The 9388-nt window shown below is 54.9% G+C and carries 9 protein-coding genes; 4 read left to right on the top strand and 5 right to left on the bottom strand.

Features of this window, described 5'->3' with window-relative positions; genetic code table 11:
- Positions 1 to 320, top strand: a 320-nt coding sequence (locus WFM46_RS15110; protein WP_336997945.1) for a pyridoxal-phosphate dependent enzyme, incomplete at its 5' end; no start/stop codon positions are given.
- Positions 321 to 325: 5 nt separating this feature from the next.
- Positions 326 to 1162, top strand: a complete 837-nt coding sequence (gene pdxK, locus WFM46_RS15105) for a pyridoxine/pyridoxal/pyridoxamine kinase (protein WP_103180643.1) — start codon at positions 326 to 328, stop codon at positions 1160 to 1162.
- Positions 1163 to 1209: 47 nt separating this feature from the next.
- Here the strand turns inward: pdxK and crr are convergent, their stop codons facing one another.
- The 5 genes from crr to cysZ form a co-directional block, all read right to left on the bottom strand.
- A complete protein-coding gene (gene crr / locus WFM46_RS15100; protein ID WP_039029658.1) occupies positions 1210 to 1713 on the bottom strand; it encodes a PTS glucose transporter subunit IIA in 504 nt (167 codons plus the stop codon).
- Between the two features lie 43 nt (positions 1714 to 1756).
- Entirely contained in the window at positions 1757 to 3484 is a 1728-nt protein-coding gene (ptsI, locus tag WFM46_RS15095) for a phosphoenolpyruvate-protein phosphotransferase PtsI (RefSeq protein ID WP_103824678.1), read from the bottom strand.
- A gap of 44 nt (positions 3485 to 3528) precedes the next feature.
- On the bottom strand, positions 3529 to 3786 hold the full coding sequence (gene ptsH, locus WFM46_RS15090) for a phosphocarrier protein Hpr (RefSeq protein WP_000487600.1): 258 nt from the start codon (positions 3784 to 3786) through the stop codon (positions 3529 to 3531).
- Positions 3787 to 4165: 379 nt separating this feature from the next.
- Positions 4166 to 5137, bottom strand: a complete 972-nt coding sequence (gene cysK / locus WFM46_RS15085; protein WP_039029656.1) for a cysteine synthase A — start codon at positions 5135 to 5137, stop codon at positions 4166 to 4168.
- A 154-nt stretch (positions 5138 to 5291) separates the two neighbouring features.
- Positions 5292 to 6053 (bottom strand): sulfate transporter CysZ, encoded by a 762-nt coding sequence (gene cysZ, locus WFM46_RS15080; RefSeq protein WP_103180640.1) that lies wholly within the window; start codon positions 6051 to 6053, stop codon positions 5292 to 5294.
- A gap of 230 nt (positions 6054 to 6283) precedes the next feature.
- Between cysZ and zipA the strand changes: the two genes are divergently transcribed.
- Together zipA and ligA are read left to right on the top strand one after the other, a co-directional pair.
- Complete coding sequence (zipA, locus tag WFM46_RS15075) at positions 6284 to 7303, top strand: cell division protein ZipA (protein WP_180209687.1); 1020 nt, start codon at positions 6284 to 6286, stop codon at positions 7301 to 7303.
- Positions 7304 to 7371: 68 nt separating this feature from the next.
- Positions 7372 to 9387: an NAD-dependent DNA ligase LigA gene (ligA, locus tag WFM46_RS15070; RefSeq protein ID WP_180209688.1), complete on the top strand. Its 2016-nt coding sequence runs from the start codon at positions 7372 to 7374 to the stop codon at positions 9385 to 9387.
- Position 9388 lies beyond the last annotated feature (1 nt).

Below are 9388 nucleotides of genomic sequence, written 5' to 3'. Positions count from 1 at the left end.
TGCAACCGGAAGAGGGGAGCAGCATCCCCGGTATTCGCCGCTGGCCTGCGGAGTACATGCCGGGCATTTTTAATGCTCAGCTTGTGGACCAGGTGCTGGATATTCACCAGCGCGAGGCGGAAAATACCATGCGTGAACTGGCCGTGCGCGAAGGTGTCTTTTGCGGCGTCAGTTCAGGCGGCGCGGTAGCGGGCGCCCTGCGCATTGCACAGGCGGTGCCGGGCGCGGTGGTGGTGGCGATCATCTGCGATCGCGGCGATCGCTATCTCTCTACCGGCGTGTTTGGTGAGGAGAGCTATGCGCAGGGCGCAGGGATCTAAAGGCGATGGAGATGATTTTATTCCGGGATAAAACCCGGGCGCAGCAGAGCGATATTGTGGCGGTTCAGTCACAGGTGGTGTACGGCAGCGTGGGTAACAGCATTGCGGTGCCTAATATTCGCCAGCACCGCCTCAACGTGACGGCGATACCGACCGTGCTGTTCAGTAATACCCCCCACTACGACACCTTTTACGGTGGGGTGATCCCCGACGAATGGTTCAGCGGCTACCTGCAGGCGCTGGAAGAGCGGGACATTTTGCGGGAGCTGAAAGCGGTCACCACCGGCTACATGGGCAGCGCCAGCCAGATTATCCTGCTGGCGAACTGGCTGCGCACGATTAAGGCGCAGCATCCGGATCTCTTTATCCTGGTGGACCCGGTCATTGGCGATACCGATAGCGGAACCTACGTTAAACCCGAAATCCCGGAAGCCTACCGTCAGCATCTGCTGCCGCTGGCGCAGGGGATTACGCCCAATGTCTACGAGCTGGAAGTGCTCAGTGGCAAATCGTGTCGGGATAACGCCAGCGCCATTGCCGCGGCAAAAGGGCTACTTTCTGATACGCTGCAGTGGGTAGCGATTACCAGCGCCCCCGTGGCTGGTGACGCTGACGCTATTCATGTGGTGTTGGTATCCCATGACGAGGTGACAATCAGTACCCATCCCCGCGTCAACGTCGATCTTAAAGGTACTGGCGATCTCTTCTGTTCAGAGCTTGTCAGCGCGCTGGTGCAGAATGAGAGCGTGGCGGCGGCCATAAGCCGTGCAGGGGAGAGGGTGACGCAGGTCATGCAGTATACTCAGGAAAAAGGGTACGACGAGCTGGTTTTACCCCTCTGACAAACAAAAATGGCGCCCGAAGGCGCCATTTTTCTGTGCGGCAAAAATTACTTTTTGATGCGGATAACCGGGGTTTCACCCACGGTGACGCTGCCGGACAGTTTAATCAGCTCTTTGATTTCGTCCATGTTGGAGATAACAACCGGCGTCAGGGTAGACTTGGCTTTCTCTTCCAGCAGTGGCAGATCGAATTCAATCACCGGATCGCCAACTTTAACGCGCTGGCCTTCTTCAGCGATACGCTTGAAGCCTTCGCCTTTCAGTTCAACAGTGTCGATACCGAAGTGAACGAACAGCTCAATACCGCTATCGGATTCGATAGAGAATGCATGGTTGGTTTCAAAAATCTTACCAATCGTGCCGTCAACCGGTGCAACCATTTTGTTACCGGTTGGTTTGATAGCAATGCCATCACCAACGATTTTCTCAGCAAATACGACATCTGGCACGTCTTCGATGTTGACGATCTCACCAGACAGCGGAGCAACAATCTCAATAGTTCCGGTGTCGTTATTGCCTTTGTCACCGAATAGTTTACTAAATAAACCCATTAGACTTCTCTCCTAAGCAGTAATTTGGGCCGCATCTCGTGGATTAGCAGATTGTTTTTTCTTCAATGAACTTGTTAACCAGCGTCATTAACTCGTCCGTTGTCGGTTGAGCAAGAGCCTGCTCTGCTAACACCTTCGCATCTTCGAAGTTCGTGTTACGGATAATCTTCTTGATACGCGGGATGGAAATGGCGCTCATAGAGAATTCGTCCAGACCCATACCCAGCAACAGAAGTGTAGCACGTTCATCGCCTGCAAGCTCACCACACATGCCTGTCCACTTACCTTCTGCATGAGAAGCATCAATAACTTGCTTAATCAAGTTCAGTACGGACGGGGACATTGGCTGGTAAAGATGTGAAATCATATCATTACCACGGTCAACTGCCAGGGTGTACTGGGTTAAATCGTTGGTACCAATACTAAAGAAGTCCACTTCTTTGGCTAAATGACGGGCAATCGTCGCGGCAGCAGGGGTTTCTACCATCACGCCAACTTCGATAGCTTCGTCGAATGCTTTACCTTCGTCGCGCAGTTCCTGTTTGAAGATTTCGATCTCTTTCTTCAGTGAACGCACCTCTTCAACAGAGATGATCATCGGGAACATGATGCGCAGTTTACCGAAAGCGGAGGCGCGCAGAATAGCGCGGACCTGGTCGCGCAGGATCTCTTTACGATCCATTGCGATACGCACGGCACGCCAGCCCAGGAACGGGTTCTCTTCTTTCGGGAAGTTCATGTACGGCAGCTCTTTGTCGCCGCCGATGTCCATGGTACGGACGATAACGGCCTGGGAGCCACAGGCTTCAGCAACCGCTTTATAGGCAGCGAACTGCTCTTCTTCGGTTGGCAGGGCGTCACGGTCCATGAACAGGAATTCAGTACGATAGAGACCGACACCTTCCGCGCCGTTGCGCTCAGCGCCATCGACGTCGCGTACGGTACCGATGTTTGCGCACACTTCTACCTGATGACCATCCAGCGTAATAGCAGGCAGATCTTTCAGCTTAGCGAGTTCCGCTTTTTCAGTCGCAACCTGCTCCTGAACGGTACGCAGTTTTTCGATCTCTTCGTTAGTTGGGTTGACGTAAACCACGTTGTTTACGGCATCCAGAATCAGATAATCGTCGTTTTTCACCTGTGCGGTCACGCTACCGGTACCCACGATGGCTGGCAGCTCCAGAGAACGCGCCATGATAGAGGTGTGGGAGGTACGGCCACCCGCGTCGGTGATGAAACCCAGCACCTTGTTCAGGTTCAGCTGTGCGGTTTCTGACGGGGTCAGGTCGGCAGCAACCAGGATAACTTCATCCTGAATCGCGCTCAGATCGATAATGGCAAGGCCAAGGATGTTGCGCAGCAGGCGCTTACCGATATCACGCACGTCAGCCGCGCGTTCTTTCAGGTATTCATCGTCCAGCTCTTCCAGGGCAGATGCCTGACCTTCGATAACTTCATGCGCAGCGGCATCCGCTGTCATGCCTTTATCTTTAATCAGGGCTATGATTTCCTGCTCAAGCTCCTCATCTTCGAGCAACATGATGTGCCCTTCGAAGATGGCTTCTTTTTCTTCACCGAAAGTTTCGCCAGCTTTAGTTTTGATCGCTTCCAGTTGCGCAGATGCTTTTGCACGGCCACTCAGAAAACGTTCAACTTCCTGATTTACCTTATCAGCAGAAATTTTTTTCCGGTCGATGACGATCTCGTCTTCTTTCAACAGAAGTGCTTTGCCGAAAGCGATACCCGGGGATGCTAAAATGCCTGAAATCATAACCCTACCTTACTTGTGACTGATATTTAAAAGAACCCGGATACTTACTCGAGCTCAGCCATCAGTTTAACCAGATGCTCAACTGCTTTCTGCTCGTCTTCGCCTTCCGCGGAGATGGTCACAACGGTGCCCTGAGTCAGACCCAGAGTCTGCAGTTTGAACAGGCTTTTTGCGCTTGCGCTTTTGCCGTTGGAAGTCACAGTGATCTCAGAAGTGAAGCCTTTTGCTTCTTTAACAAACTGAGCAGCAGGGCGGGTGTGCAGACCGTTCGGAGCGGTAATGGTAACTTCTTGCTGGAACATTGTATTTCCCCAACTTATTGGTTTAGTGTTGTGGAACTAAAGTCTAGCCTGGCGGCAGGACTTTAGCCTGTATTGTTAGCACCGGCTTAACGGCACGAGGCACAAATGTGTCAAACGTATTCCGGCACTGGCATGTCAGGCTGCTGACGTCTCGCTCGACATTAAACATTATGCCGCGAAAGCAAGACTTGAACCAAATCATAAAATCGATTCAGCAGCGCGAATTCCTGGATCGATTAATTTCGTGCTTCAAAATAATTGTCAGCTTAAATACCAGAGCCAACGGGGTTGAGCAATGCCGGAAGAGATAAAAGTTTGAAGCAGGCCACAAAAAAGCACCCAGTTGGGTGCTTTTTTACGCGATATTTACATTCTGGCACTACTGTTGCAGTTCTTTCTCAGTGAAGAGATCGGCAAACAGGGCAGTACTTAAATAACGCTCACCCGACGATGGAAGAATAACCACGATGTTCTTATTGGTAAAGGTTTCATCCTCGAGTAATTTCAACGCGGCGGCTACGGCAGCACCGGAGGAGATACCCGCCAGAATACCCTCTTCTTCCATCAGGCGGCGCGCGGTAGAAATGGCTTCATCGTTGGTGATAGCCACAACTTTATCAATCAGTTTCAGATCCAGGTTGCCCGGAATAAAGCCCGCGCCGATACCCTGAATCTTATGCGGGCCCGGCTTCAGTTCTTCTCCGGCCAGCGCCTGGGCAATGACTGGAGAGTCGGTTGGCTCAACGGCAACGGTAATAAGGTCTTTTTTACCTTTTGTACCTTTAATATAACGGCTCACGCCCGTCAGCGTACCGCCGGTACCCACACCAGAGATAAAGACATCAACCTGACCGTCGGTATCTTCCCAGATCTCCGGACCGGTGGTCTTCTCGTGGATTTCCGGGTTAGCCGGGTTGCTGAACTGCTGCAGCAGCAGATATTTAGCCGGATCGCTGGCCACGATTTCTTCTGCTTTCTGAATAGCGCCTTTCATGCCTTTTGCGCCTTCGGTTAAGACCAGATTTGCGCCTAGGGCCTTCAGCAGTTTACGACGCTCAATACTCATGGTTTCTGGCATGGTCAGCGTCAACTTATAACCGCGCGCGGCGGCAACGTAGGCCAGCGCGATACCGGTGTTACCGCTGGTTGGTTCAACCAGCTCAACGCCCGGTTTCAGTACGCCACGCTTTTCCGCATCCCAAATCATGTTGGCACCGATACGGCATTTTACGCTGAAGCTTGGGTTACGAGATTCTACCTTCGCCAGGATGCGTCCATTACCGATACGGTTCAGTCGAACCAGGGGCGTGTGACCGATAGTCAGCGAGTTATCTTCAAAAATCTTACTCATGGCCTGTCCTTAACTGTTTGAAATTGGGATACCGTCCCAGCATACCTGTTGCATAGGTAGGGGGAAGTAAGGAAATCGCATATCTATATGCTGCATAGAAATAATGGGGATCAGTATGGAATAAGGGGCGGCATAAGCCACCCCTCTTTTTAACTTATTTCCACAAAGCGTGTTTGTCGCGATAACAATCTACCCACATCGCCGTCGCGCCGCACACCGCTACCGGCATGATGAAAAGGTTAAGGAACGGAATCATGGTGAACAGGCTGGTCAGCGCGCCAAACTGCATATTGGCCATCTTACGGCTGCGCAGGGCGGTGCGCATCTCTTTGAAGGGCACCTTATGGTTATCAAAGGGATAGTCGCAATACTGGATGGCCAGCATCCACGCACTGAACAGGAACCAGAGTACCGGCGCTACGGTTTGTCCGATGCCGGGAATAAAATAGAGGAGCAGCAGCACGATGGCGCGGGGCAGATACCATGCCAGCTTTTGCCATTCGCGTTTCATAATGCGCGGCAGATCTTTCATGATCCCCAGCACGCCGGTGTCCGGCGGCGTGGCGCCCGTCAGCCGCGCTTCCAGCTGTTCGGCGAGCAGACCGTTAAAGGGCGCGGCGATCCAGTTGGCGAGCGTCGAGAAAAAGTAGCCAAACACCAGCAGCACCGAAACGATCGCAATCGGCCATAGTAGATAGCTCAGCCATTGCAGCCAGTCGGGGACATGGCTCATGAGCGCCGGGATCCAGCTGTCCAGACGGGTAAAGAGCCACCAGAAGGCGCCCCCCATCAGCAGAACGTTGATCAGCAGAGGCAGGATCACAAAGCGTCTGATGCCGGGCAGGGAAACCAGTTTCCAGCCCTGCGAAAAGTACCAGACGCCGCTGCGTGAAGGGGAAGATGTCGATGAAACCATAACCAGGTTGAGCTCCTTTTATCACAACCAGTGAAATTGCCTGCCTATATTAGCCAGTTGCGGCACGTTGACCAGTTCGGAAATGTTCGAAAAAACAGCAAAAAGCACGATTTAACTCATCTTTATGCTGCGAATGCTCTGCACGCACTTGCACTTGACGTAATCGGCAAATACTCTTAGTGAGTAAATGTTTGCCGTGGTGGCAAGGTGTTAGAACAACAGAGAATATAATGATGCAGGATTTGCGTCTGATATTAATCATTGTTGGCGCGATCGCCATAATCGCTTTACTGGTACATGGTTTCTGGACCAGCCGTAAAGAGCGCTCTTCTATGTTTCGCGATCGCCCACTGAAGCGCATGAAGTCTACCCGTGACGACGATAGCGATGAGGATATCGACGACATGGAAGATGAGGGTGTGGGTGAAGTACGCGTTCATCGGGCCAATACTGCGCCCGGCGCAGGCCATGGGGAGCATGAAGCGCCTCGTCAGCCTCCGCAGCATCAGTACCAGCCGCCTTACGCATCTGCACAGCCACGTCCCGCTGCGCCGCAACCCGTGGCCGAACCGGTACGCCAGCCGCAGCCGCAGCAGCATGAACCTGTGCGACAGCAGCCCGTGCCGCAGCAGCATGAACCTGTGCGTCAGCAGCCGGTGCCGCAGCCGCAATATGCCGCGCAGCCTGAACCACAGCCGCAGCCACAACCTGTCGTACAGCAGGCGCCGCAGCCTGTTGCGCCAGCGCCGCAACCAGCCCCTGCGCCAGCACCGGTTTCAGAGCCGGAGCCGGTTGTCGAGGCCGCGCCAGTGGCTGAAAAACCACAGCGTAAAGAGACGGTGATTGTCATGAGCGTTGCGGCTCACCAGGGCACCACCCTGAATGGCGATGTGCTGCTTAACAGCATTCATCAGGCGGGCTTTAAATTTGGCGATATGAATATCTTCCATCGCCACCTCAGCCCTGACGGCAGCGGCCCTTCGCTGTTCAGCCTGGCGAATATGGTTAATCCGGGAACCTTCGATCCGGAGATGACCGGCGATTTCACGACGCCGGGCATTACCATCTTTATGCAGGTGCCCTCGTATGGCGATGAACTGCAAAACTTTAAGCTGATGCTGCAGTCCGCTCAGCATATTGCCGATGAAGTGGGCGGTATGGTGCTCGACGATCAGCGTCGAATGATGACGCCGCAGAAACTGCGCGAATATCAGGACCGCATCCGCGAAGTGAAAGAAGCTAACGCGTAAACATTCGCGTTTGTTTCACAACTCCTCAACCCCCGCCTGTCGGGGGTTTTTCTCATTAATGGTGCGACATGGACTCAATCGAACAACAACTCACCGAACTGCGAACCACGCTTCGCCACCATGAATATCTCTATCATGTGATGGATGCGCCGGAAGTGCCGGACGCGGAGTATGACCGTCTGATGCGTGAGCTGCGCGAGCTTGAAGCGCAGCACCCCGAGTTAATCACACCGGACTCGCCAACTCAGCGCGTCGGGGCGGCACCGCTGGCCTTTTTCAGCCAGGTACGTCATGAAGTGCCGATGCTGTCGCTGGATAACGTCTTTGATGAAGAGAGCTTCCTCGCCTTCAACAAACGCGTCCAGGATCGCCTAAAACATACCGATGCCCTGAGCTGGTGCTGCGAGCTAAAGCTGGATGGTCTGGCCGTCAGCATTCTGTACGAAAATGGGGTGATGATCCGCGCGGCCACCCGCGGCGATGGCACCACCGGCGAGGACATTACCGCCAATGTGCGTACCATCCGCGCGATTCCGCTCAAATTACATGGCGAGAACATTCCGGCACGTCTCGAAGTGCGCGGCGAAGTTTTCCTGCCCCAGGCGGGATTTGAAAAAATTAACGAAGAGGCGCGTCGTACCGGCGGCAAAATCTTCGCCAACCCCCGCAATGCCGCCGCCGGATCGCTGCGCCAGCTCGACCCGCGCATTACCGCGAAGCGCCCGCTAACGTTCTTCTGCTATGGGGTCGGCATCCTGGAAGGGGGAGAGTTGCCTGATACCCATCTGGGCCGTTTGCTGCAGTTTAAAGCCTGGGGGCTGCCGGTCAGCAACCGGGTGCAGCTGTGCGACTCGCCGGAGGCCGTGCTGGCGTTTTATCGTCAGGTCGAAGCCGATCGTCCGACGCTGGGCTTCGATATCGACGGGGTGGTGATCAAAGTCAACTCCCTCGCGCTGCAGGAACAGCTTGGCTTTGTCGCCCGTGCGCCGCGCTGGGCGGTAGCCTTTAAGTTCCCGGCGCAGGAGCAGATGACCTTTGTGCGCGACGTTGAGTTCCAGGTGGGCCGTACCGGGGCGATAACGCCGGTGGCGCGTCTGGAGCCGGTTCAGGTGGCCGGGGTACTGGTCAGCAATGCAACCCTGCACAACGCCGATGAGATCGACCGGCTGGGGCTGCGAATTGGCGATAAAGTGGTGATCCGCCGTGCCGGGGATGTGATCCCGCAGGTGGTGAACGTAGTGGAATCAGAGCGTCCTGACGATACGCGCCCCGTTGAGTTCCCGACCCACTGTCCGGTGTGCGGGTCCGACGTTGAGCGCGTCGAAGGAGAGGCCGTAGCCCGCTGTACCGGCGGTTTAGTCTGCGGTGCCCAGCGCAAAGAGTCCCTGAAACATTTCGTCTCCCGCCGGGCGATGGATGTTGACGGTATGGGCGACAAAATCATCGACCAACTGGTAGAGAAAGAGTATGTCCATACGCCAGCCGATCTGTTCCGCCTGACGCCCGGTAAGCTGACCGGGCTGGATCGCATGGGGCCTAAATCTGCCCAGAATGTGGCCGACGCGCTGGAAAAGGCCAAAGAGACCACCTTTGCCCGTTTCCTCTACGCACTGGGGATCCGTGAAGTGGGCGAGGCGACGGCGGCGGGGCTGGCGGGCTATTTCGGTACGCTGGAGGCGCTGGAAAAGGCGACGATCGACGAACTGCAAAAGGTGCCGGATGTTGGCATCGTGGTTGCTACCCACGTCTTTAACTTCTTCTCGGAAGAGAGCAACCGCGACGTTATCGGCCAGCTGCTTAACGAGGGGATCCGCTGGCCTGCGCCGGTGGCGATCAACGCCGACGAGATCGACAGCCCGTTTGCCGGCAAAACCGTGGTGCTGACCGGCAGCCTGAGCCAGCTTTCACGCGATGATGCTAAAGCGCGTCTGACGGCGCTGGGGGCGAAGGTGGCCGGCAGCGTGTCGAAGAAAACCGACCTGGTGATTGCCGGTGAAGCGGCGGGCTCTAAACTTGCCAAAGCGCAGGAGCTGGGCATTACGGTCATCGACGAAGCCGAAATGCTGCGTCTGTTGGGAGAGTAAC

This window comes from Leclercia sp. M50, assembly GCF_037150775.1.
GTDB lineage: Bacteria > Pseudomonadota > Gammaproteobacteria > Enterobacterales > Enterobacteriaceae > Enterobacter.
The sequence above is the reverse complement of the archived record's forward strand: the minus strand, read 5'-3'. Positions and strand labels throughout refer to the sequence as shown.

Excerpts from the sequence above, each read along its gene's own strand:
- zipA (WP_180209687.1), top strand. The coding sequence starts at position 6,284 with ATGATGCAGGATTTGCGTCTGATATTAATCATTGTTGGCGCGATCGCC.
- pdxK (WP_103180643.1), top strand. The coding sequence starts at position 326 with ATGGAGATGATTTTATTCCGGGATAAAACCCGGGCGCAGCAGAGCGAT.
- ptsI (WP_103824678.1), bottom strand. The coding sequence starts at position 3,484 with ATGATTTCAGGCATTTTAGCATCCCCGGGTATCGCTTTCGGCAAAGCA.
- ptsH (WP_000487600.1), bottom strand. The coding sequence starts at position 3,786 with ATGTTCCAGCAAGAAGTTACCATTACCGCTCCGAACGGTCTGCACACC.
- cysK (WP_039029656.1), bottom strand. The coding sequence starts at position 5,137 with ATGAGTAAGATTTTTGAAGATAACTCGCTGACTATCGGTCACACGCCC.
- cysZ (WP_103180640.1), bottom strand. The coding sequence starts at position 6,053 with ATGGTTTCATCGACATCTTCCCCTTCACGCAGCGGCGTCTGGTACTTT.
- ligA (WP_180209688.1), top strand. The coding sequence starts at position 7,372 with ATGGACTCAATCGAACAACAACTCACCGAACTGCGAACCACGCTTCGC.
- crr (WP_039029658.1), bottom strand. The coding sequence starts at position 1,713 with ATGGGTTTATTTAGTAAACTATTCGGTGACAAAGGCAATAACGACACC.